At 65.0% G+C, this 23,612-nt stretch carries 20 protein-coding genes and 1 other RNA gene; 12 read left to right on the top strand and 9 right to left on the bottom strand.

What is annotated here, in order from left to right:
* Window positions 1-145 precede the first annotated feature (145 nt).
* Window positions 146-688, top strand: coding sequence for a hypothetical protein (locus ACCQ06_RS03560; RefSeq protein ID WP_104616766.1), 543 nt, complete (start codon window positions 146-148; stop codon window positions 686-688).
* 80 nt (window positions 689-768) lie between these two features.
* Here ACCQ06_RS03560 and ACCQ06_RS03555 read toward each other — a convergent pair whose 3' ends face one another.
* On the bottom strand, window positions 769-1,014 hold the full coding sequence (locus tag ACCQ06_RS03555; protein WP_316692741.1) for a hypothetical protein: 246 nt from the start codon (window positions 1,012-1,014) through the stop codon (window positions 769-771).
* Here ACCQ06_RS03555 and ACCQ06_RS03550 point away from each other — a divergent pair.
* A non-coding RNA gene (locus ACCQ06_RS03550) (sX9 sRNA) lies at window positions 1,006-1,081 on the top strand. The genes ACCQ06_RS03555 and ACCQ06_RS03550 overlap by 9 nt on opposite strands.
* A 167-nt stretch (window positions 1,082-1,248) precedes the next feature.
* Here ACCQ06_RS03550 and ACCQ06_RS03545 read toward each other — a convergent pair.
* Window positions 1,249-3,117, bottom strand: coding sequence for a diguanylate cyclase domain-containing protein (locus ACCQ06_RS03545; protein WP_372365752.1), 1,869 nt, complete (start codon window positions 3,115-3,117; stop codon window positions 1,249-1,251).
* Between the two features lie 651 nt (window positions 3,118-3,768).
* Between ACCQ06_RS03545 and ACCQ06_RS03540 the strand changes: the two genes are divergently transcribed.
* Window positions 3,769-4,860 (top strand): DUF1615 domain-containing protein, encoded by a 1,092-nt coding sequence (locus ACCQ06_RS03540; protein ID WP_316690206.1) that lies wholly within the window; start codon window positions 3,769-3,771, stop codon window positions 4,858-4,860.
* 51 nt (window positions 4,861-4,911) lie between these two features.
* Here the strand turns inward: ACCQ06_RS03540 and ACCQ06_RS03535 are convergent, their stop codons facing one another.
* Window positions 4,912-6,345, bottom strand: a complete 1,434-nt coding sequence (locus ACCQ06_RS03535) for a GAD-like domain-containing protein (RefSeq protein ID WP_316690205.1) — start codon at window positions 6,343-6,345, stop codon at window positions 4,912-4,914.
* 430 nt (window positions 6,346-6,775) lie between these two features.
* On the opposite strand from ACCQ06_RS03535, the gene ACCQ06_RS03530 reads away from it, so the two are divergent.
* A complete protein-coding gene (locus tag ACCQ06_RS03530) occupies window positions 6,776-9,103 on the top strand; it encodes a S9 family peptidase (RefSeq protein WP_316690203.1) in 2,328 nt (775 codons plus the stop codon).
* Window positions 9,104-9,487: 384 nt separating this feature from the next.
* Here ACCQ06_RS03530 and ACCQ06_RS03525 read toward each other — a convergent pair whose 3' ends face one another.
* Window positions 9,488-11,464 (bottom strand): alpha/beta hydrolase family protein, encoded by a 1,977-nt coding sequence (locus ACCQ06_RS03525; RefSeq protein ID WP_316690202.1) that lies wholly within the window; start codon window positions 11,462-11,464, stop codon window positions 9,488-9,490.
* Window positions 11,465-11,631: 167 nt separating this feature from the next.
* Entirely contained in the window at window positions 11,632-11,967 is a 336-nt protein-coding gene (locus ACCQ06_RS03520; RefSeq protein ID WP_228325086.1) for a DUF3817 domain-containing protein, read from the bottom strand.
* Window positions 11,968-12,178: 211 nt separating this feature from the next.
* On the opposite strand from ACCQ06_RS03520, the gene ACCQ06_RS03515 reads away from it, so the two are divergent.
* From ACCQ06_RS03515 to ACCQ06_RS03490, 6 genes are all read left to right on the top strand, one after another.
* Window positions 12,179-12,814, top strand: a complete 636-nt coding sequence (locus ACCQ06_RS03515; RefSeq protein WP_316692491.1) for a YiiX/YebB-like N1pC/P60 family cysteine hydrolase — start codon at window positions 12,179-12,181, stop codon at window positions 12,812-12,814.
* A gap of 277 nt (window positions 12,815-13,091) precedes the next feature.
* Complete coding sequence (locus ACCQ06_RS03510) at window positions 13,092-14,036, top strand: alpha/beta hydrolase (protein WP_316692490.1); 945 nt, start codon at window positions 13,092-13,094, stop codon at window positions 14,034-14,036.
* Complete coding sequence (locus tag ACCQ06_RS03505; RefSeq protein WP_228325085.1) at window positions 14,033-14,326, top strand: hypothetical protein; 294 nt, start codon at window positions 14,033-14,035, stop codon at window positions 14,324-14,326. The genes ACCQ06_RS03510 and ACCQ06_RS03505 overlap by 4 nt, the downstream gene beginning before the upstream one ends.
* Window positions 14,323-14,808: a MarR family winged helix-turn-helix transcriptional regulator gene (locus ACCQ06_RS03500; RefSeq protein WP_316690201.1), complete on the top strand. Its 486-nt coding sequence runs from the start codon at window positions 14,323-14,325 to the stop codon at window positions 14,806-14,808. The genes ACCQ06_RS03505 and ACCQ06_RS03500 overlap by 4 nt, the downstream gene beginning before the upstream one ends.
* 24 nt (window positions 14,809-14,832) lie before the next feature.
* A complete protein-coding gene (locus ACCQ06_RS03495; protein WP_228325083.1) occupies window positions 14,833-15,762 on the top strand; it encodes a CPBP family intramembrane glutamic endopeptidase in 930 nt (309 codons plus the stop codon).
* Window positions 15,763-16,058: 296 nt separating this feature from the next.
* Entirely contained in the window at window positions 16,059-16,520 is a 462-nt protein-coding gene (locus ACCQ06_RS03490) for a DUF4126 family protein (protein WP_228325082.1), read from the top strand.
* Window positions 16,521-16,540: 20 nt separating this feature from the next.
* Here ACCQ06_RS03490 and ACCQ06_RS03485 read toward each other — a convergent pair whose 3' ends face one another.
* Complete coding sequence (locus ACCQ06_RS03485) at window positions 16,541-17,515, bottom strand: glutathione S-transferase family protein (RefSeq protein ID WP_104616775.1); 975 nt, start codon at window positions 17,513-17,515, stop codon at window positions 16,541-16,543.
* A gap of 447 nt (window positions 17,516-17,962) precedes the next feature.
* Between ACCQ06_RS03485 and ACCQ06_RS03480 the strand changes: the two genes are divergently transcribed.
* Window positions 17,963-19,552, top strand: coding sequence for an SDR family NAD(P)-dependent oxidoreductase (locus ACCQ06_RS03480; protein WP_316690200.1), 1,590 nt, complete (start codon window positions 17,963-17,965; stop codon window positions 19,550-19,552).
* 103 nt (window positions 19,553-19,655) lie between these two features.
* Here ACCQ06_RS03480 and ACCQ06_RS03475 read toward each other — a convergent pair whose 3' ends face one another.
* Entirely contained in the window at window positions 19,656-20,015 is a 360-nt protein-coding gene (locus tag ACCQ06_RS03475; RefSeq protein WP_316692489.1) for an excalibur calcium-binding domain-containing protein, read from the bottom strand.
* 76 nt (window positions 20,016-20,091) lie between these two features.
* On the bottom strand, window positions 20,092-20,628 hold the full coding sequence (locus tag ACCQ06_RS03470) for a hypothetical protein (RefSeq protein WP_372365749.1): 537 nt from the start codon (window positions 20,626-20,628) through the stop codon (window positions 20,092-20,094).
* Window positions 20,629-21,011: 383 nt separating this feature from the next.
* Here ACCQ06_RS03470 and ACCQ06_RS03465 point away from each other — a divergent pair, with 383 nt between their 5' ends.
* Window positions 21,012-22,415 (top strand): hypothetical protein, encoded by a 1,404-nt coding sequence (locus ACCQ06_RS03465; protein ID WP_316690198.1) that lies wholly within the window; start codon window positions 21,012-21,014, stop codon window positions 22,413-22,415.
* A gap of 164 nt (window positions 22,416-22,579) precedes the next feature.
* Here ACCQ06_RS03465 and ACCQ06_RS03460 read toward each other — a convergent pair whose 3' ends face one another.
* Complete coding sequence (locus ACCQ06_RS03460; protein WP_316690197.1) at window positions 22,580-23,500, bottom strand: hypothetical protein; 921 nt, start codon at window positions 23,498-23,500, stop codon at window positions 22,580-22,582.
* Between the last annotated feature and the right edge of the window lie 112 nt (window positions 23,501-23,612).

Here is a 23,612-nt window from a genome sequence, read left to right as displayed (position 1 = left end):
CGCAGCCGCGTGCATGGAGCGCTCCACGCTGCATTCGTCTCAAGGAAGATGGCCTGCAACACCGCGCTGCCGATGTCCGGACGCTTCCTTGAGTTCCTGCGGGTTTGCCACTGCATGGCAACCGCGTTGTATCAAGGATCTCCCTTTGAAGACGTTCACCACCCTTTTGCTTGTCTCTCTCGGCCTGCTGCTTTCGGCGTGCGGCGGCGGCGCCACCTCCGGCGCCTCCAAGCTCTCTTCCAGCGATTACCTGCTGCACAACGTGTCGGTCTGGAACGGCGCCGTGACCATCATCGACCCGTGGGTGTCCGGCGATCGCGGGCAGAGCCTGATCACCGATGCCGTCGCGCACAAGCCGCTGGACAGCTACAAGACCGCACTGGGCAGCCAGCGCAAGGCATTGGCTGCCAATGCGCAGGCCAATACCGCCATGGCTTCGGGCGTGCCGGACAACGCCAAGGACCTGGACACCAAACTGTCGGCGTATCTCAAGAGCGCCGACGCGATGATGGCCGCGCTGGAGCGCGTCGCCTCGTTGCCCAATGGCTACACCAACGCCGAACTGGAGCCGTTGGCCAAGGATCTGGAAGCGGTCTCCACCCAGCTCAACACCGATATGGACGCCTTGAATACCGCCCAGCGCGCGTATTCCACCGAGCACAAGATTCCGCTGCGCGAATCCCGCTAACAACACCTGCGGCCATCGGTCGCCCGCACAGGTCAGCATGGCCTGCGCGGGCGAGCGATGCGCACGCACAGATCAGCAACTCAAACCGATTTCAACGTAATGATTGCGACACCGGCCACTGCATCGCTTGCGATCGCACACGCCATCGACGCCGCCGAGCTGGCGATATCGTCGCAGACAACGACATTCGGCACGGTCGTGGCCTGGATCAGATCCACGGCAAGATAGTTGCCCAAGGGCTCATCGCGGCCGCTAAGAGCAGCTAACAAAACGACTGTGCAGCCGCCAGGCGGGCGCGGCCGGTGCTCGGAATCGGCATGTACCACCCGTACACTCCGGTTCCTCCGCGCCGTCCACACCCACCTGACGACTGCTCGCTACGGTTTGTTAGCCGCTCTAAATCCACGCCGTTCCAGCACCGGGCCGATCTCGGTCCGTGGGGTGATGCGCATGCCGTCCCGCCCGGATGCCTGCCGCTCGTGCAGCACCCACCGAGCGTATCGGCTCGCCTTACAGCGCTCTCGACGCGCCAGTCACTCGTTGCACGCCGCGCCGCAAGCTCAGCACACCGCCCATTGGTCGCGTCCGGCGGTCTTGGCGGCATACAGCGCCAGATCGGCCTGGCTCAACAGCACGTCCAATCCTGCCGCCGGGGTCACGCTCACCGCGCCCATGCAGAAGCGCACCGGCTGTTCTGCGGGCAAGCCAGGGATCTGGATCGCCGCCACCGCATTGCGCAAGCGCGCGAACACCGCCGGAATTTCGTCCGCGCCGCAGCCCGGCAGTACCAGCAGGAATTCTTCGCCGCCCAGCCGGCCCAGGCGATCCTGGGCGCGCAACGCCAGCAGCGAGGCGCTGGCCAGCGCGGTGAGCACCGCATCGCCGCTGGCATGGCCGTGCACATCGTTGATCAGCTTGAAGTGATCCAGGTCGATCAGCGCCAGCATGCAGGGCGTTTGGGTGCGCAGGGCATGGTCGATCTGTTGCTGCGCCTCGGCGCGGATGGCACGTCGGTTCGGCAGGCCGGTGAGTTCATCGCGCATGGCCAGCCGCGAGAGTTGTCGGCGATGGCGTGCGACAAACGCCAGCACGATCAACGCGCCCACCAGCAGCAGGCACGCGGCACACAGCGCGATCCACAAGGCGCGCTGACCGGCTTCGCGCGCCTGCAATGCCAGCTGCGCGGTTTCGCTGCGTCGGCGCAACTCGGCATTTTCCGCCTCGCGACGGGCGTCTTCATAGCGGGCCTGCAGCCGTAGCATCACCGTGTCGCGCTGGCGATCCAGGTTCTGCGCGCGCAGCGCGTTGGCGCGCTGCAGCTCCTGGTAGGCCTCGGCATGGCGCCCTTCCGCCGCCAGCGCCTGGGCGATGGCATCGACCAGCTCCGCACGCCCGCTCAAGGTCAGGTTCGGGTCGTCGGCCGCCTTGGCCGCGATGATCGCGCTGCCCAGGCTGGGCGACTTCAGCGCGGTCAAGGCCTGCAACAGGATCGCGTGGCAGGCGGCCACCCGGCCGATATTGCCCTGCGCCTGCATCAGCGGCAGCGCCTCGCGCGCCATCGCCAGCGCCGCTGCGGCATCGCCGGTCTTGATCAAGGCTTCGCTGGCGCTGGTCAGCGCTGCCGCCACGCCGGCCTGATCGCCCAGCGCACGGCTAAGCGCCAGCGCGCGCCAGAAGTGCAGCAATGCGGCGGCCGGTTGCTGCAGTGCCAGCGTGGCACCGTATTCGTATTCGATCAGGCTGCGCTGAAAGCGCGCCGGCTGGTCGTGCAGGCGCGCCAGGGCGCGCTGCAGGTAATCCTGCGCATCGTTGTCGTCGGCTACGCGGCCTGCGACGCGGCTGGCCAACGACCCCAGCTGGGTCAGGCCATCCAGCTCAACGCTGAGCAGGTGTTCACGCGCGGCGCATTGGTAGCTGGTCTGCGCGGCGCTCCAGGCTTCGTCGCTGCTGCCGGAGGCCAGCATGCTCCACATGTCGACCGCTTCGATTTCGCACAACAGATCGCTGCGCCGCAACGCGCGCGCCTGCTGACGTAAGCCGTTCAGCCGCGCCACCATGCTGCGGTTGGGGTTTTCGCGCACGTCGCTGAGCGCCTGCACGATGTCCAGCCATAGCCGCGCCTGCGCCGCATTGCCATGCAATTGGTCCAGCAGGCCGTGGGCCTGGGTGAGCGCAGCCTGGCGCGCCTCGCTGTCTTCCAGCGAGATCAACACGCGCGACTGCGCCAACAGCGCCCAGAACTGCGCATCGCGGTCGCCATCGACGCGCGCCTGTTGCAGCGCACGCTGGGACATCTGCAACGCCCGCATCGGGTCGTCGAGCGTGGCCAATTCAATGGTTTTCCAGGGTTGCGGCTGCGCCCAGGCCACAACGCCGACCGACAACGACAAGCACGCAGCGAGCAGGCGGCGCCAGACCATCGCAGGCATGCTCATTGGCGTATCACGGGGAGGGTGGACCACACTGCATGCGCACGCTCTCCACGGCACGGCACCTGAGCTGGCCGGGGCTAGCTGTTTGCTGCGGCATCTGAAGGCACTCCCGTGGTCGGACAGCGGTGGAATCGCGTGAGCTGCGCGGCAATGCGCGCGCTCGATGTCGTACGGCTGCAAGGGTGACCGGCGAACACGGCAGACGCCGTGATCGCTTTTGATGGTCGAGCCCGTTATCGGCCAGGATGCGCAAGTCTTGAATCCGGTCGATGACGCGGTTGGGCGCGCGCGGTGCCCGGCAGGCCGAGCGAGCAGGCGTTCGGCGCCCGGGATGCAACGGCGTTGCGAGTGGGCGCGGTAGGGTTGCGACGCGCACTCCCAGGTCGCCGCCCTGCCAGCGCTGCGTGCCTGCAAGCGCTGCGTGGGCCGCAGTGGATGCGGGACGAGCGCTTGGGATCGATACGGGCTTGCTACCGCACGCGATGCCGATGCCACACCCGGCGCCACGATCGGGCGGCCACGGTCTGACGACAATGGCCACGCCACAGCGCGCGGCCATTGTCGCTTGGCAGCCACATGACGGACGCCACGGCGCGGCCACGTAAACTCCGGCACGGCAGCTGCCGCCCCTGATCGTCTGGAGACGCCGTGACCTTGCCCCTGCCCCGTCTGCTCACCCTGATCGCCATCGCGCTGCTGTCGGCCTGCGCCACCCAGGCACCGCGTGCGCCGCAGCGCTCGCCGGAGGCGGTCAAGGCCGACATCGCACGGCGCCTGCCAGCCAACCTGCCCGATCGCAGCGGCTGGGCCAACGATGTGTATGTCGCGCTGTCGTCGCAGGCGCTGGACGCCAGCGCCGAGCACATCTGCGCCGTGCTGGCAGTGACCGAGCAGGAATCGACCTACCAGGCCAATCCCGCGGTGCCCAACCTGGGCAAGATCTCGCGCGCGGAGATCGACCGCCGCGCCAGTGCGCACCACATCCCGGCGTTCATGGTCGATGCCGCACTGCGCATCCCCTCGCCGGATGGCCGCAGTTACGCCACCCGTATCGCCGCGGCGCGTACCGAGCAGGAACTGAGCCGCATCTTCGAAGACTTCACCGGCAGCGTGCCGCTGGGCGCGCGCCTGTTCGACGGGCTCAATCCGGTGCATACCGCCGGGCCGATGCAGGTGAGCATCGCCTTTGCCGAACAACATGCCGCGCGCTACCCGTATCCGCCCGACAGCTCGGTCCGCCACGAGGTGTTCAGCCGCCGTGGCGGGCTGTGGTTCGGCACCACCCATCTGCTGGGCTACCCCACGACCTACGATGCGCTGCTGTATCGCTTTGCCGACTTCAACGCCGGTTGGTATGCCAGCCGCAATGCCGCGTTTCAGGCCGCACTGAGCAAGGCCAGCGGCATTGCGCTCGCACTGGACGGGGACCTGCTCACGCCCGGCGCCAGCCTGGAGTCACCCGGCGGCACCGAGCGCGCGGTGCGCTCGCTGGGCAGCCAGCTGGCGATGAGCGACCGCCAGATCCGCAGTGCGCTGGAAGCCGGCAACACGCTGGAGTTCGAACAAAGCGCGCTGTATCGCCAGGTGTTCGCGCTGGCCGAGCGCAGCGCCGGCAAGGCGTTGCCGCGCGCGGTGCTGCCGGGCATCACCCTGGATAGCCCCAAGATCACCCGCACGCTGACCACTGCCTGGTTTGCGCAGCGGGTCAATGAGCGCTGGACGCGCTGCATGAGCAAGTAAGCGACTGGCTTGGCAGCGCTGCGAGCACGGCCTGCGCAGCGCACCGGGATCTCATTCCCCGCTCAGGCGACTGGTCAACACATCGCCGACAACAGGACCCTGTTCCAGCTTGCCATCGCGACCGCGTTGATAGTTGATGCCGACCCGACAGGCTGCAGGGTGCATCTCCCAGACCCAGCCATACAGGCCACGCCCCGTGTCTGGCGGCGAGCGCAGCGGCATGTTCATGCGCAGCCCATCGTCTTGGCCTCGGTCCAGTGTGCACATGACGGTGCCGGCGCCGTCGTCTTCAGCGTCGGGGTCGACGTCGTCCACATGGGTGATGGTGGCGATGATCGCTTCGGCATTCACCCGTTGCTGTAACGCGCGTGGAAGATCGGCAAGCGGCGGCGCAGTGCGTCCATCGGATGGCTCCTCGACAAATGCATCGCTCAACCTCACCTTGCGAAAGTAATACTCGCTGCGGCCCAGCGTGTTCGCACCGTCCATGGCCGTTGCCATGTCTGCCAGTTCGTCGCTACGCAACAGAAACATGTCGGTACCCGAGCGCATGACCACCAGCTGCGCATCGTTGGCATCGCTACCACTGGAGTCGGGCCGCAACCGGATGTCCAGCGTCACCTGTTCGTCGCCCATCTCGGTATGCGTCACCGCATAGCGGCCCGCATACGCACGCACATTGGTGCGTGCAAGACTGCGATGATCGATTTTCCAGAACAGCAGGCGATACTGGCCGTTGGGCTCGAGCGCCAGCATGCGATGCCAATCGATATACGACGACAGGTACACGCCGTGCAGGTCGTTGCCGGACTGTGTCTCGTTGAAGATGTCCTCGAACATGGAGCGCTGCTCTGCTGGCAATGCGTCGCCATTGGTCGTCGGTGCATCGGCGACGGTTGCAGGGCCGTCGACAGCATCGCGAAGCCGGCTGTGCAGCGCCAACGCATCGACCTTGTTGACCCGCAACATCTGCATCGAAAACAGCATCTGATCGATCTCGTAGACCTCGCCCGCAGCCAGTGCGCCGCACTCTTTGCGCGCGGCGGCGAGCAGGGCCGATGGGATCAGGGAGTCGCAGAATTCCGCCTCGCACAGGGACTGGTTGAAGAAGTCGTCCAGGCTCCAGCTCAGGTCAGCGGCGGCTTTGGAGACCGGGTCCAGGTAGACCACGTCTTCGTCGGTGGCGGTCAGCTTGCGGTAGTACAGCAGCGCGCCGAAGGGGGTGAGCGCAATCGGAATACGCCGCACCGCATCGGGTGGCGAGACGATCCAGCGATCCAGCACCGGTTGCCATTGCCGGGGGTCGATCAGCGCGAGTTGCATGTCGCCATGGTGCCCCAGTCCTTTTTGGCGCCAGAGTTCAAGCAGGCTGGCAGGCAGCACCGGCGCATAGGCGGCAATCAGGTCCGCCGGGGCAGGCTGCGTCTTGCGCGGCGGGTGTGCCTTGATAAAGGGGGACAGTGCCAAGCGGCGGAACCATGACATCAGACGGCCTCCAGTCAACGTTGCGTGCGTTCAGTAAACCCAAATCGTGCCGCATGCTCCTGTGTGGACGCCGAGAAACTTATTGCATAGCGTGACATTCCCGTCGTCAGTGGCTGGCCGATCACGCAGCGCGCGTGCGGTCCACGGGTGTGATCTCCCTCGATGGGCATCGCGCTCGACGAACCTCATCGGTCACGCTGTGGCTGTGGCTGTGGCGGTGCCGGGCCGGGCGATCCGCTCGGCAACCGCTCGATCACAGGTCCGCCCCGCGTCGGCCACGCTCACTCGGTCGCCCAAACGCGTGCGGCCTGCCACCGTCGAAAACGGCGCAGACACGACTTCTGGCAGAGGCACCCGGCCCACGTGGCAGGTAGCATCGGACGGTCGCGCCGGCCGCATTGCGCGCTCCTTTCGTCCCGGAGAGTCTTTCATGCCCACCCCGTTTCCGATGCGGCAGCTGTTCGCCGCCCTCGCCCTGGCCGTCCTGCCGGTCATCGCCAGTGCGCAGCCGCCCAGCGTCACCGAGGCCGACTATGCGCGCGCCGAGCGTCTGATCAGCTACCTCACCCAGCCATTGGTCGATCACACCGCCTCACGCATCGACTGGCTGGACGCCACCCACCTGGTCTATGTCGACCACGATGCCAAGGGCGATAGGCTGCTGCAGCTGGATACCGCCACCGGCAAGACCGCACCGATCTTCAAACAGTCCGCGCTGGTCGCTTCGCTTAACACGCTATTGAAGACCGGCGACAAACCGCTCAAGGCCGACACCTTCGCGCCGGTGGTCAAGGTCACCGCCGATGGTCGTTACCGCTTCGATGTGCGCGATACCGCCGTGGTCTGCGATGCGCGTGCGCGTTGTAGCAAGCTGTACGCCAAGGACAAACCGGAACCTGGCGTCTTGTCGCCGGACAAGCGCAGTGAGGCCTTCATTCGCGACTGGAACCTGTGGGTACGCGATCTGGCCAGCGGCCAGGAAACCCAGCTCACCCGCGATGGCGTGGAAAATTTCGGCTACGCCACCGACAACGCCGGCTGGCAGCACAGCGATCGCGCCATCGTGGCGTGGTCGCCGGACTCGCGCAAAATAGCGACATTCCAGCAGGACCAGCGCAAGACCGGCGACATGTACCTGGTCAGTACCAAGCTCGGTCACCCCGAGCTGCAGGCATGGAAATACCCGCTGGCCGGCGACAAGGACGTGACCATGATCGAGCGCGTCATCATCGATGTGCCATCGCGCAGCGTGGTGCGGTTGAAGATGCCGCCGGACCAACACCGCTCCACCTTGTGCGATGACGTCAGCTGCGGCAACGATGGCGCATGGGACGATGCAAAGTGGTCGCCCGACGGCAAGACGCTGGCATTCGCCTCCACCTCGCGCTTTCACAAGCAGACCTGGTTCCGCATCGCCGATGCCGCCACCGGCGAGGTCCGCACCGCGTTCGACGAAACCGCCAAGACCTATTACGAAAGTGGGCAGGTGGCCGCCAATTGGGCGTATCTGCCGGGCAGCGATGAAGCGGTGTGGTTTTCCGAACGCAGCGATTGGGGTCAGCTGTTTCTCTACGACCTGCGCACCGGCAAGCCCAAGCACGCCATCACCACTGGCGAAGGCAACGTCACCGAGCTGTTGCGCGTAGACCCGGCGACACGCACCGCCTGGTTCATGGCAGTCGGCCGCTCGCCGGGCGTGGACCCGTATTACCAGCAGCTGTGGAAGGTGAGCCTGGATGGCGGCGCGCCGGTATTGCTGACGCCGGAAGTGGCCGACCACAGCGTCGTGCTATCGCCCGATGGCGCGCGCTTTGTCGATACCTATTCCACCTCGCTGACGCCACCGGTCACGCTGCTGCGCGACGCCGCCGACGGCCGCAGCATCAGCACGATAGCCACTGCCGACATCACCCGCCTCAAGGCCGCCGGCTGGGTGCCGCCGGAGCCGATCACGGTCAAGGCGCGCGATGGCAAGACCACGCTGTACGGGTTGATGTTCAAGCCCAGCAACTTCGACGCCAGCCGCACGTATCCGGTCATCGATTACATCTACCCCGGCCCGCAGACCGGCTCGGTCCGCGGCCGCGGCTTCTATGCCGGCCATGGCGACAATCAATCGCTGGCCGAACTCGGTTTCATTGTCATCGCCATCGACGGCATGGGCACGCCGTGGCGCTCCAAGGCCTTCCACGACACCTGGTACGGCGACATGGGCGACAACACCTTGCCCGACCAGGTCGCCGGACTGAAGGAACTGGGGCAGCGCTACCCGTGGATGGACCTTACCCGTGTCGGCATCTGGGGGCATTCCGGCGGCGGCAACGCCTCCACCGGCGCAATGCTGCGCTACCCCGACTTCTTCAAGGTGGCGTGGTCGGAAAGCGGCAACCACGACAACCGCGGCTACGAAGACGACTGGGCAGAGAAGTACCACGGCGAGCACATCGTCAACAAAGACGGCACCTCCAACTACGACGACCAGGCCAACGCCACGCACGCCAGCAAGCTCAAAGGCAGGCTGATGCTGGTGCACGGCACGCTGGACGACAACGTGCCGCCGTATCTCACCCTGCTGGTGGCCGATGCGCTGATCAAGGCCAACAAGAACTTCGACATGCTGATGCTGCCCAACGCCAAACACGGCTACGGCGAGATGACCCCGTATGTCACCCGCCGCCGCTGGGATTATTTCGTGCAATACCTGCTCGGTGCCACGCCGCCGGCGCAGTATCAAATGAAGCCTGTGCCGGAGAGGTGAGTGATGCTGGACACGGCATCGTCGACCATCGACGGTGCCGTGCTGCCAGAGCAATTAAAGGGGGGAAGTGCACAGGAAAGCGGTGATGCAGCTGGCCTGCTCCGTCGTGCAGCAGCTGTCTAATGCGCAACATGAGATTCGCAATGCACCCGAGCATCGCTCGCACAAACCTGCAAAGCCCCAAAAACCGTAGGAGCGGCGCCGGCCGCGATGCCTTACCTGTAGACCCGTAGCCCCCCAACACAGCAACCCAGCAACCCAGCAACGCGAAAAAATGCAGGCGCAATGCGCAATGCAGCTAGCGCATCAAGCTTCACGCACCACCACAGCAAGCGCTCTCGATAACGCGCCCCATCAGGCAACACCTGATGGGACGCCAACCGATTACTTCGCCGTCGCACCACCCAGCTGCTTGCTCAAGAACGCCAGCAAGCGCGTGTAGTACTCTCGTCGATGCGCTTCGGTGTAGAAGCCGTGACCCTCGTTGGGGAAGTACAGCGACTCCACCGGCACGCCGGCGCCCTTCAACGCGCGCTCCATGGCCTTGGTATGTTCGATCGGCGCGCGCTCGTCCTTGCCGCCGGCCGCCAGAAACACCGGTACATTGATCTGCCGTGCCAAGGTCACCGGCGAGCGCGCAGCCAAGGTGTCGCGTGCGCCCAGCCAATCGACCGTCCAGTTCTTGGCCCAACGCGCGGAGCGCCCGGTATCGCGCGCCATCATGTCCAGATCGTAGACGCCCACATAACCGGCCGCGCAGCGATACAGCGCCGGCTCCTTGGCCACGCCCATCAGCGCTGCATAGCCGCCGTAGCTGGCACCATAGATGCAGATGCGCGATGCGTCGGCAATACCGGCGCCGATGGCCCAGCGGGTGGCATCGGTGACATCGTCCTGCATGCGTCCGCCCCACTCCTTGGCACCGGCCTGGGTAAACGCGTCGCCATAGTTGGCCGAGCCGCGGTAGTTGACGCGCAGCACCGCGTAACCGGCTGCCGCCAGCAACTGAGTATCGTCATCGAACTCCCATTTATCGAAGATCCCGAACGGGCCGCCATGCGGCATCACGATCAACGGTAGCGGCGTGCCGGCTTGCGCATGCAATGGCTGGGTCAGGTAGCCATGCAGCACCAGGCCATCGCGCGCCTTGAAGCTCACCTGCCTGGTCGCCGGCACTCCATCGGGCGGAAACCATTCGCGACGGCTGAACACGCGGTCGGCCTTCTTGCTGACCGTGTCGAACAGATAGTAATCGCCGTTGTTGCGATCGCTCCACACATACACCAGCACCAGACGGCGATCGCTGGTGGCCGAGGTGATATAGACCGCGTTGCCGTCGAAGGCTTTTTCCAGGCTGCGATACAACTTGGCGGTGGGCGCTGTTTCGTCGAAGAAGCGATTGCGCACGCGATCGCTCATATACGACGCACCGATCGGCGTGGTGCCGTCCAGATCGCGCAGGATGCGGTACGGGTCCACGGTATCGTCGTGCAAGAGCGGTGTTGCCTTGCTGGTTGCCGGGTCCCACGCCACCAGCACGTCGGTGCCGGCGGCCTGCTCCACCTGCAGATAAGCGCGGCTGCCATCGGCGGAAAAACCCAGCGGAAACTCACGCCGTTTGCTGGTGGCCGCATCGTTGATCAGCCGCCACGGCGCGTCGTCGTTGTCGTTGTCGCGGTAATACAGCTTGCTGACGTTGCTGATGTCCAGGCCGTTGGCAAAGCGAATACGTCCTTGCTGGTCGGTCACAAACCCTGCCCGACGGACCGGCGAGGTCGCCACGGTCGTGCGCCGGCCGGTCTGGATATCCAGCTTGTCGATGCGGACGTTGGGATCGCCCACGAACGGAACCGCCGATACCAGGATGTTGCGCGTGTCGCCCGGCAAGGTGTCCAGCATGTAGGTCGCCGGGTCCAGGTCCATCTTCAACTGCGCGCCGTTGATGTCCGGATTGGTCCCGTACGGGCTGGCCAACAGCCGGCCATTCTTGCCGTCGGCATCGATGGCATGCAGCTGGCCGATGGCCACCGGCTCGTCGCGCGAGCCCAGCCGCTGCGCCATCGACACCACGATGCGCTCATCGCTGGCCCACCAGAAATCGTCCACCACGCTGTTGACGCCGCCGGTGACCTTGGCCGTGGCCACCTTGTCCTGCCGCCGCACGATGCCCAGCACGGTGCGATCTTCCAGCGGCATGGTCAGTGCGAAATACGCACCGGACGGTGAGATCTTGATCCGCTCGAACTGGTCGCTCTTGAGATACGGCGCCAGATCCACGGTTTCCGACGCGCTCTGCGCATATCCCGGGCTTACGACCGCCCACGCCAGCACACTCAGCACGCCTATCGTCCAACCACGCATAGTGCCACCACGACCTGTCCTTGAGAGTCGCATGGTGGCAAACGACTGCCGCCGCGTCCATGCCCCATCAGCGCAATCGGTGATGCTGCAAACCTGCGACTGGCTGGCCTACTGCGCCCGAACCTACTGCGGGCGATGCCGCAAGCGGCCTAAACGCATGCTCCGCATCAACCGACAGACGGCGGCCGCTGGCCAAGCAAGCCGATGCGCCGGAACCACATCTCCAACGGCACCGTCACCAACGGCGGCAGCGCGGCCAGTAGGCTCAGCGCCCAGGCCCACCAAGGCCAGCGCAGCCGCGTGGCGGCGAGCAGGCTTACAACCACGTAGAACAGAAAGGCGCCGCCGTGCAGGCGACCGAACAGCCACACCACCACCTCGGTGGTTTGTGTGCCGTACTTGAGCACCATGCCGAGCAACAGCCCGGCCCAGGTCACGCCTTCGATCAAGGCGGCAACCGCAAACAGGCGACCCATCGGCGACAACGCAGCAGCAGAACGCATGCAACACTCCAGTGGACACTCAAGGATTGCCGCGACGCGATGGCGGCGGCGACGCCCGCTGGCAGCAGCAGTTTACAGGCAAGGCCAAGTGAACCGGCACGTGGCGCTGCCAGTACACGTCCCGCGCTTGCTGGTGGTCGCGACACGCACGCAGCGTCCTACGGCTGGGCGCATCCAAGCGCATCCCGGCGATAATGCCGGCACTGCCGTCCTGAAGCCTCACACAATGCGTATCGCTCTGCTGTTGTTACTGTTGCTCGCGTTACTTCCCGCGACGGCACTGGCGCGAAAGGTGCACGATGGCGACCTGCTATTCGTCACCGCGGCGCGCACCGGCCTGAGCGGCGCCATCGACGACGCCACCGCCACGCAGGGTGAACCCAGCTTCGACCATGTCGCGCTGGTGGCACATGCCGGCAATACCGGGGTGGTACTGCATTCCGACGAACAAGGCTCGCGCGAGCAACCGCTGCAGTCATTCATCGATGAGGCCACCGCCAAGCAGCGGCAGATCGTCGTATACCGGCTCACCCCCGCGCATCGCCCCGCCATTGCCGACGCCATCGCGCAGGCGCGGCGCATGCTCGGCAAACCGTACAACCAGACCTACGTGCAGGACGACAACCGTTACTACTGCTCGGACTTCATCGAGCGCGCCTTCCGTGCACATCAGGTGTTTGCGCTGCAACCGATGAACTTCAAAAACCTGCAGACCGGCAACGTGTCGCCGTACTGGACCGACTTCTATCGCAGCAGAGGCATGGCCGTGCCACAGGGCTTGCCCGGCACCAATCCGAACGATATGGCCAAGGCAGCGGCGTTGCGCATAGTTGGTCCGTTGAACTGAAGGCATGTGTTCCCGCGGTTTTAGCTGGTTGGAAGCGCTACGCCGTTCGATCATCGAAGACTTTGGACCCACATGTGTTGTGCGGCGCCAGGTGCCTATTGCTTCTTTCAGGTCGACTGACATCATCGGTGTCTATATGCGTCCAACGCGACAGAGCTGGTGCGCGCGGTTCGCTGTGCACCCTCGTCTAGATGTCATCTGCACTACTGCAACAACATTGCGCTCTAGCGCCACGCAGGAGGCTGTCTTGAATAAGCTGTCATCAACAGGATTGGGAATATTGCTTCTGGCTGGCTGCGGCAAGGCACCAGCTCCGCCGCCAACACCGGCTACAGCAGCGACGCCACAGCCAACGGTGTCAGCGCGTACGCCCGCTCACGCACCCGGTAGCCAGCGTGGCGAGGGCCAACCGTATGAACTCGCCGACACGCAGGTCTGGGACGTGCCCGATCCGGCGACAGGTCGCACCTACCAGGTCTTCGTCGCCCTGCCACGTGGCTATGCGGACAATCCACAGCGCCGCTACCCGGTGCTGTATGCCACCGATGGCGACTATGCGTTTCCACTGGTCAAGCAGATCGCGCGTCGCTTGAACGGCGAAGGGCCAGCCATCGAGGACTTCATTCTGGTTGGGTTGTCCTACGCACTCGGCGACGAGCCCATGCCGAGCCGCAGACGCGATTACACGCCCACACCGGAAGATGGCCCAACCGCAGCGCCCGTTGCCACCCACGGCAAGAGCGCCGACTACATCCGCTACCTGCGCGATCGCGTGCTGCCGTTCGTTGCCAACCGCTACCGAACCGACGAACAGCGCCGCCTGTATCTGGGGCATTCGTACGGTGGCCTGCTGGGCACGCAGATCCTGTTGAGCACACCGGAGATGTTTGCCGGCTACATCCTGGGCAGCCCATCGTACTGGTACGGCGAGCACGGGATGGTGGCGCAGGAAAAAAGCTTTGCCGCCTCGCATACCGACCTGCCGGCACAGGTGTACATGTACGTCGGCGAGTACGAGCAGGTGCGCTATCACCAGAATTACGACATGGTCATCGACGCACAGCACATGGCACAGGCACTGCGCGCGCGACACTATCCGTCGTTGCAGGTCGAGCTGGACGTTCTCAATGACGAGGACCACCTGACCATCGGGCCACGCGGCGCCACCCACGGCTTGAAGGCCTTGCTCGGGATGAAGACTCCTGATCGGAGCGAGCGGTGAAACATCGGGTGCTGGCTGGATGCAAGGTCCCGATGTCGCTACGGGCAATTGCGCTGCTGGCACTCGCAGCGTGTTCGCTGATGGCCGCAGCGCCGACACTGCCGGGCGCAGGGTTCGAGGTCGAGCGCTATCACGTGCAACTCCGCTCGGATCTCTCCACCACCGCACTCTCCGGAACACAGCGCATCAGCCTACGCAGCACCTCCGACCAACTCACCCAGCTGACCTTGATGCCCCCCACTTCCGGCACATGGCGTAAATGCAACAGCGCTTATACATTTGATTCATGAGCGCAGCATCTCCGACCCTAGGCACCCTGGTCCGTCACCTGATCGAGCTGCTTGATGGCGATCTGGAAGCGGTCTATGCCGCTGCAGGGCTGGACTGGCGGCCGCGCTACACACCCGTCCTGCGCGTTCTGCTGCGATCCGGGCCGCTGCCTATCAAGGCTCTAGCGCAGGAGATCGGCATCACCCACTCCGCTGCCAGCCAGACCGTGGCGCAGATGACCCGACAACGGCTCACCGTGTTGAGGCCAGGGGCCGATGCGCGCGAACGCATCGTGGCACTGACGCCGAAGGCAAAAAAGATGGTGCCTGCGTTGCAACAGCAATGGGCCGCGACCAACGCAGCCGCCGCACAGCTCGATCGGGAGCTGTCCGTTGCGCTCTCCGCTGTCCTTGCTGAAGCCATCGCCGCCTTGCAGCACCGCTCATTCGCGACTCGTATCGCAGCCGCCTCAGACGCCTCATTCCGCTCAACCACCCGCTAGCAACCACCCCACAGGACGTCCCCAATGCACGCACCCACGCCATCGGTTGCCAATAGCGCACTGGCCACGCACAGCCACACGCCCCACCGGATCGCGCTGGGCGAGCGCAAATTTCTGCATCCCGGCCGCCTACGCTGGCTGCGGGCGATGGGTTGGGCCGTCCTGCTGCTGGTGGTGGTCGCAACGCTGGCGCCCATGGCCGGCAGAGGCATCGGCAGCCTGCTGCCCAAGGACTCCGGCCCCCTGCAACTGGTCGCGAGCCTGATCGGCATCGCGGTTGGATTGGCGGTCTACGTGTTGGCGGTGCACCTGGCCGAAGGGCGACGCGCCAGCGAGCTTGCGCTGCGCCCGATGCTGCCGCAGCTGACCATTGGCCTAGTTGTTGGCACGACCATGTTCGCCGCGGTCATGGGCAGCATGGCGTTGTTCGGGCTGTACGACATTCAAGCACTCGGCCCGGCACCGGCCTGGACAGCGGTGCGCAAGGCCTTGCAGGCCGGGGTGGTCGAAGAGCTGCTGTTCCGCGCCATCTTTCTGCGCCTGGTATGGCGCGCGTTCGGCCCGTGGGTGGCGTTCGCCGCCTCTGCCGCACTGTTCGGCTTCGGCCATATCGCCAACCCGCATGCAACAACGTTTGCGGCGATCTGCATCGCACTGGAAGCGGGCGTCCTGCTGGGCGCGTTCTACGCCCTGACCGGCCGCATCTGGATGTCGATCGGCGTGCATATCGCCTGGAACTTCACCCAGGGCTATTTGTTTGGTGCAGCGGTTTCCGGAACCGACATGGGGCCGGCCATCGCCCGCAGCACGGCCCGTCCCGGATTTACCGAGTGGCTCACCGGCGGTGCCTTCGGCCCGGAAGCCTCGCTGCCCGGCGTGCTGATCTGCCTGGCGGTCGGTCTGACCGTGTTGTGGATGGCGTGGCGCGCGGGCAGCTTTGCAAAGCAACCCTGACCGGTCTTGGCGATGGCAACGCGCTGTCGCGTCTGCAGGGTCGGGCAGCGTCAAGACGCAATGTGGCATGGCCGCCGCCGCTGCCACATTGCGCACGACCACACAGGCACTTATCGCTCGCACGTGATGCCACGCGTCAAGCGAGCGCGTCATGTCGTTACGCAAGCACACATCACACTGGCACCGCCTTGCCATCGCGCAGACATCCGGCCTCCTAGGCTCTGAGCACCAACAACCTGATGCGCGCCTGCTGGCTCCACGTGGGAGTCCGTCGGCGCGCCCTTGCAGAGGTGCACATGGCATTGATCCACTCCATTTTGATGAGCGCCGTCGCCGGCATGCGCTCGATGACCCCACTGGCTGCAGTGGCCAACGCGGCACGCACCGGCAAACTTCCCGCCGACAATGGCGCGCCGGCGTTGCTCGCCAATCCCCTGGCATCGGCCGGCATGCTGGCACTGGCTGGCGGCGAGCTCGCCGGCGACAAGATGAAAACCGCCCCGGACCGCATCGTGCTGCCCGGCATGCTTGCCCGCATCGCCACAGGCGTCATCGTCGGTACTGCATTGGCACCGCGCGAGCAACGCGGCATCGCGGCATTGCTCGGCGCCACCACCGCGGTCGCAGCGGCCTATCTCACCTTCAATGCGCGCATGCGTGCGATCGAGCGCTACGGCCAGACCAGCACCGGCGTTGTCGAAGACGCCATCTCGGTGGGTGCGGCGACGTTGATCATTCGGGATGCGGCCAAGCGTTAGTCCAACCGGCCGGCTGTGTCTCAACCACCGCGCCCATGCGCTGCGTGCAGATCCAGCACCGGCCCCATCGGCACGATAGCGGTCGGGTTGATGCTGTCGTGACTTTGGTAGTAGTGGCCCTTGATGTGCTGAAAGTTCACGGTGTCTGCAATACCGGGCATCTGATAGAGCTCGCGCAGAAATCCCGACAACTGCGGATAGTCGGCAATCCTTCGCAGATTGCATTTGAAGTGACCGACATACACCGCATCGAACCGGATCAACGTCGTGAACAGCCGCCAATCTGCTTCCGTGAGCGTGGCGCCGCAGAGATAGCGTTGCTCACCCAGGTGCGTCTCCAGCCAATCCAGCGTCTCGAACAGCGGCGCTACCGCTGCTTCGTAGGCAGGCTGCGTGGTGGCAAAGCCCGCCTTGTAAACGCCGTTATTCACGGTGTCGTAGATGCGCGCGTTGAGCGCATCGATCTGCTCGCGCAACGGGGCCGGATAGAAATCGCCTTCGGCCGCACCAACTTCATCGAAGGCGTTATTGAACATGCGGATGATATCGGCTGACTCGTTGCTCACCACCGTGTTGCGCTCGCGATCCCACAACACCGGCACGGTCACGCGTCCGGAGTAATGCGGGTCGGCCTTGAGATACACCTCGTACAGGCGCGTGGCGTGGTGAATCGGATCGGCTACCACACCCGGGCCGGGATCGAACGTCCAGCCCTGGTCGCGCATCAACCAATTCACTACCGACACATCGATCAGCGGCTCCAACCCCTTGAGGCGGCGAAAGATCAAGGCGCGATGCGCCCACGGGCACGCCAACGACACATACAGGTGATAACGCCCCGCTGCCGCCTGAAATCCACCATCCCCATGCGGCCCCGCTGCGCCGTCGCGCGTCACCCAATTGCAAAATTGCGCTTGCGAACGTTCAAAGCGCCCATCGCTCTTATCGGTGTCGTACCAACGGTCTTGCCACTTGCCATCGACCAGCAGGCCCATGGTGTTTCCTTGCACTGCAGAACAGGCAAGCACCGTAGCCCAGCCATGTTGGAAAACACGTGAGCGGGCCTGCAATCAGAGCGCGTGCTTACCGCAAAAGTCGCTTCAGCAGGTCGCAGCGCGCTCCCTGATGCGCTGCCTGCTAGCGCGCGATCACGGGACGGCTGCAGGTGGCCACTGTTGCGCTTGGCGACGCTTGACGCGAGCAGATGGCTTTGGCAACAGAACTCTCGCAGAGCACACGCATCAGGTATCCGGGGCACCTGGCACCCCCTCCCACCCGTCGATTGGCGCCGCGGCCCCACAATCGGCGAAAATGCCCGAGTTGCGGCCGATCGCTTGCCGCCAGCCGGCAGCCCGCTGTCGTCCTCACCTGCGTCCCTTTGTGCATTCCCGGCTGCCGGCCGTCCCCGCCACGCCCCTGTACCGCTTCTTTCCGGATCTCCCTTGAACACCACTGCCCCACCCCCGCCCGCCAACGACGACCTGCCGCTCACCGACCGCCTGCGCGCCGCGCTGGATCTTCTGGAGGCGATCGAGGCCGACCGCAGCGTGCTCGACGCGTTGCCCGAGGCCGACCGCGTGCGCCTGCACCAGGTGGTGGCCAAGGTCTATCACCCCGAGCCCAAGGCGCGGCGGCAGTTGCTCAAGCAGCGCGAGCGCGAGCGGCATCAGGAGAAGGTGCGTAAGGCCGAGGCGCTGCTCGAACAACGTGGTATCCGTGCGTTGCGGCGCAAGCCGGTGTTCAGCACGCCGAACGTTTTCCCGCCGCACGCCGCTGGCCTGCACGACGCCCACAACGGCGAGAACGCACCCGAAGCGCCGGAGCCGATGCATTCGCCCGAACTGCGTCACTGCTATGTGTGCAAGCAGAAGTTCACCCAGCTGCATCACTTCTACGATCAGATGTGCCCGGCCTGCGCCGAGCTGAACTTCTTCAAGCGCACCGAAACCGCCGACCTGCGCGGCCGCGTGGCGCTGCTCACCGGCGGGCGGGTCAAGATCGGGTATCAGGCCGGCTTGAAGCTGTTGCGCGCCGGCGCCGAGCTGATCGTCACCACGCGTTTCCCGCGCGATTCGGCCGCGCGCTACGCGGAAGAACCGGATTTTGCGCAGTGGGGTCATCGCCTGCAGGTGTTCGGCCTGGATCTGCGCCACACGCCCAGCGTCGAGGCGTTCTGCAGCCAGTTGCTGGCCACACGCGAGCGGCTGGACTTCATCATCAACAACGCCTGTCAGACGGTGCGCCGCCCGCCGCAGTTCTACGCGCACATGATGGCCAACGAAACCGCCGCACTGGATGCACTGCCGGACGCCGTCCAAAAGCTCGTTGGCCATTACGAAGGCCTGCGCACGCCCGAGCTGTTGCGCGAAGCCTCGGCTACCGCGCTGCCGGCCGTGCATGGACGCGGCCTGGCCGATGCCGATGGCCTCACCCGCGCCGCCGAGCTGTCGCAGGTGGCACTGCTGGACGACGAGCTGGTCGGGCAGGAGCACCTGTTCCCCGAAGGCCGTCTCGATCAGGATCTGCAGCAGGTCGACTTGCGCGGACGCAACTCCTGGCGCCTGCTGATGGCCGAAGTGCCGTCGGTCGAGCTGCTGGAAACACAATTGGTCAACGCCATCGCGCCCTTCATCATCAACGCGCGACTCAAGCCGCTGATGCTGCGCACGCCCGAGCGCGACAAGCACATCGTCAATGTCTCGGCGATGGAAGGGCAGTTCTACCGCAACTTCAAGACCACCCGTCACCCGCATACCAACATGGCCAAGGCCGCGTTGAACATGATGACGCGCACCTCGGCGGCCGATTATCAAAACGACGGCATCCACATGAACAGCGTGGACACTGGCTGGGTCACCGACGAAGATCCGGCCGACATCGCTGCGCTCAAGGTGCAGCAGGAACGCTTCCACCCGCCGCTGGACATCGTCGACGGCGCCGCCCGCATCGTCGACCCGATCATCCACGGCTTCAACACCGGCGAGCACGTGTGGGGGCAGTTCTTGAAGGATTACGCGCCGACGGATTGGTGAGTGGTGATACTGGGCCACGCATCCAGGACAGATGCCCGGCCCATGCTCGCAACACGTATGCGCCACACGTGACAGTGATCAGCACGCAGGATGGCGTGGTGCATCAGCGCCGACGCGACGGTTCGCATCCCACGCCATCATGGTCGCGATCCAGATGTGGGCCATATCCTGGATCGCCACGCCGCACCGGTGCAGCACCCGCTGCGCGTGCTTCTGCGCAATTGCGGAAGACCGCCCCGGTCGATGGGATCCACGGGGACCGATCAAGCAGCTCGGCCGCGGCCGTCGGTTTGCCTTCGCCATTGGCGGAGCGGTGACAGTGGTAGCCACCGTTCTTGTGATCGTTGTGGCAGCCCTGCCTGTTCAATCCACCCGGATGCGCGACAGCCGCAGGGGTTACCCAGGCAATTGCCGCGATACACGTCGCCAGCACTAACGGGCGTGAGGGGATTCGATCAAGCATTCGTAAATTGCCACGGCCAATCGTGCAGCGCTTGTGCTGCACCTGTTTTGTTTCTGCTGCGCCGATGTGCTGCAAGTTACTTGCAGTCTTTTGCAACCGGCGCAACATCCACCGGACTGACCTGACCGTTCGCATCCACACGATTGACCGCCAGCGTGCAAACCGAGCTACGAAAATCCAGGTTCAAGGCTACCTCGTAATCTGCGCCAGGTTCCGGAACAAACGTAGAAGCAAGCAATGCGCCGCAGCTCCAGCCAATGTGGTACCCAGGCGACTGACTCCAATGCGCCGGCGAGCTCGCACCCGCCTCCACAACGACCGGCTTACCAGGCTCGATCGCGTATTCCTTGTAGAACGGCTTGGAACCGATCATCTTCCGGTCGCGCAGATGACGCGTATTTTCTGTCTCCGGGATGCCGATCGACTCATTCTTCACCGAGCCCATCAACGACCCGAAAGCGCTTTTCAGCGAACCGGATGCGCGTACCTTCTCGCCATACGTGGCCGTGCACACCGCATCCTTGTACAGCACGATACCAATGCCATTTTGACCAAACATCCGGATGCGCGCGCCGGCACCATCGGTGGGCGAGGACGCAGGCTCCGCGGCCATGGCGGGCACCGCAGACGCCAGAGACAAGACAAGCAATCGAGTCAATTTGTTAAACACATTCTCCACGATCGCAATCCAGCGATTCCATTGAGCTGGTAATAGCGGCGCGACGTGACAGTTCTTGATAACAGACGACGCCCTGATATGGAAAGTGCGCAACAGCGCACCAACAGGCACGCTGATCCGCGCCAAGCGCCAGGAGTTCCCCCCCCTGCGACTCCCGCTCACCCGGTTGCCCACCCCGCTGGCATGATGATGCGTGGATGTTTACCGTTGACGCAAAGGACGCCCGGATGTCACAACACGCTATCGAGGAGTTGGTCGAGCGCTGCATCCATTTGGTCGATCGCAGCACCTTGCGTCGCACGCACAAGGCAGCGCTCATGCGTAGCCTGCTTCGGCTGCAGGCGCGCTACGACACCGGCCTGACCTGGTTCCGGCTGCACGCCGAGTTACTGCGTCATGGCGTGCTGGTGCGTACAGCGGCCGAGGAGATCGACGACGCGACCTTGCGCGCGCAGGCCCTGGCCGCCGAGGCACCGGGTTGGCTGGAGGACGCGCATGGCGAGGTCTATCTGCACTGGCAAGACCAGGCACGCGTGGTCTACCGCCAACCAGACATCGGCCAAACGCTGCCGCTGGCAACTGTGTTCGGTGATCTTTTGATGCTCGCCGACCAGGCCGATGACACCGCGTTGTTCACCGACTGCTATGGCCTGTTGGTCAACGGCTGGCTGGACGAGACCTTCGACGTCGAAGACGGTATCCCGCCCACCCTGGATGGATTGCTCGCCTCCGACACACTGCACTCCCTGCGCGCGCTGGCCGCACGCCGTGGACTCAAGCCTCGGCGTGGCGCGCCCGAAGACCTGGCCCTGCCGCGGCCGGACGACAACGCGGTACTCGGCGAGATCGATCGCGTGATCGGCTTGCGTTTTTTCCTGCAACCCAAGCGCACACCAACAGCGCTGCGCGCAGCGCGCGACAAGGCCCAGCGTCAGCAGGCACGTGCCCGCGAGTTGCTCCCGCTGCTGGTCGAACAACGCCTGGGCGCACCGCTGCAAGCCGCTGGCTGGTCGCCTGTGCCGGTTGAACAGGAGCATCGCTGGCAATGGATCCGCGACCGCGGTGGCAGCCGTCAGTGTCTGTGGACCATCTACGAACCGGATCTGGGTGAGCTGATCGTCCAGGTGGGGATGCAGCATGCACGCCTGCTGGTCTGGCAGCAGCGTGCGGCGACCACGCAGCTGCACGACCTGCATGTTGTCGATACCGCAACCGCCTTCCTGGGCAAGGACATCCTGGACAGCGCGGACGTGGGCGCCTACGGCGGCTGGGCGCTGAAACCGGCCCACAGCGACGCGGCGCTAAGCGCCGGGCTGGACCGCCTGGCGGCTGCGCTGCCCGAGCTGGATGCGCGCTATTTCGGCGTCATTGACGAACAACTGGCTGGGCCCTGGTTCCAGCAGTCCGCCGACACCTGGCTGCAACGGATGGAAGGCGACGAAAACGGCGTGGTTCCGCCTGAGGTGTTGTTCGCCAGCCCCGAGAGCGTGCTGCTGGCGTTCGTGTTTTACCACCTGGAGTGCGGTGAACAGCCACGCGCGCAGGCACTGGTCGAACAGTTGCGCGCACGGCAAACCGAACGCAGCCAGCGAAGTGTCTGGTATCGCCTGGTGCTGACGCCGTTTTTTCAGCAGTGGGAACAGGGGCTGCGCAAGCTGCCGATGCCACCGGTGCTGCACCCGCTACTGCTCGCTCACCTGCGCGCACAAGACAGCGCCTGATTGCAACGCTGCGGCACGTCTGCGGGCGCGCAGGCGAGTGAAACCATGCAGCGCGATCCACCACCAAGGTGAGCACATCGGCGCGGCGCATCAAGCACGGCGACGCATGCTGCCGCTTGGTCAGCTCACAAGCTCTGCGGCGCGCAGGCGTTTTGCGCAGCGGATCAATAGCGCAGCGCCTCCGCCGTGGGTGCAACCGGCGCAAACCGCGCATTGCTGAAGTCATGCAGCAGCCGAACCACCTGCTCGCCGTCCTCCGGATAGCGCCGAAACTCGCTTTTGCACAGCCGATACAGGCAGCCGCCACGCGCAAACACCAGGTCGCCGCCATCCCAATCGGCCCAATCGGTGCCGGGCAACTCCACCAACACAGCACCATCGCGATCCAGCACGCGGTGATCCAGCGCATACCATGCATCGTTCTGACGCCCCACGGCATGCAGCAGCGATTGCAGCCGACGCCCGCCACCGCCGTCCTTCTCCCACACGCGCGGGCGCGTGAAGCGGTAGAGCACCCCGCTCCGCAGGCCGCCCCGCTCCCCCTCACCGGCGTCGATCACACGCCAACCATCGCGCTGCCGCAGCACGCTGTCGATCGGCTCGTCTTCGCCACCGCCAGACCACTGCCCGAATGGCCGCACCGTCATCATGTGCTTCAGCTGAAAGCCTGTCGGTAGCGGAAACGGCTCGCGACCTGCCTGCGGGCGATGATTCAACAGCAACGTCTGCTCATCTTCGAACGCACCGCCGCCGCCCCAGGCATCGCCCTTGGGCCAAAGCGCCAACGCGGTCAGAAACGGCGGGCGCGACAATGCCGTCCAGGTGCCGAAATCGCCTTTGTGCTTGGCCGCGAAATACACCAGCAAACGCCCCGACGGCGACAGATCGCAACGCCGCTCGTAGATACGGCCCTTGAACCACTGCCCGTGTTCGAAAGTGTCGGTGGCGCGATCCCAGCGGATGAGCTGCACCTGCTTGCTGGGCCCACGCCGAAAGATCACGCCGGTGCGCGCCTGCCGCGCCAACAGCCCGTAGAGCCGTGTGAGCGAAGCCAGGCGATCCTGGTGGTGGGATGTCGGGTCCATGCGAGTACCTCCGTACTGCCTATCCTACGCAACCGTGCGACACCTGCGCCGCCCCTGCTCCACCCGCGGCCAGGGATCGCCCAGGGATCCAGCGCAACGCAGCACCTGCAGC

The sequence above is a fragment of the Xanthomonas sp. NCPPB 4467 genome (assembly GCF_041475665.2).
GTDB lineage: Bacteria > Pseudomonadota > Gammaproteobacteria > Xanthomonadales > Xanthomonadaceae > Xanthomonas > Xanthomonas dyei.
The sequence above is the reverse complement of the archived record's forward strand: the minus strand, read 5'-3'. Positions and strand labels throughout refer to the sequence as shown.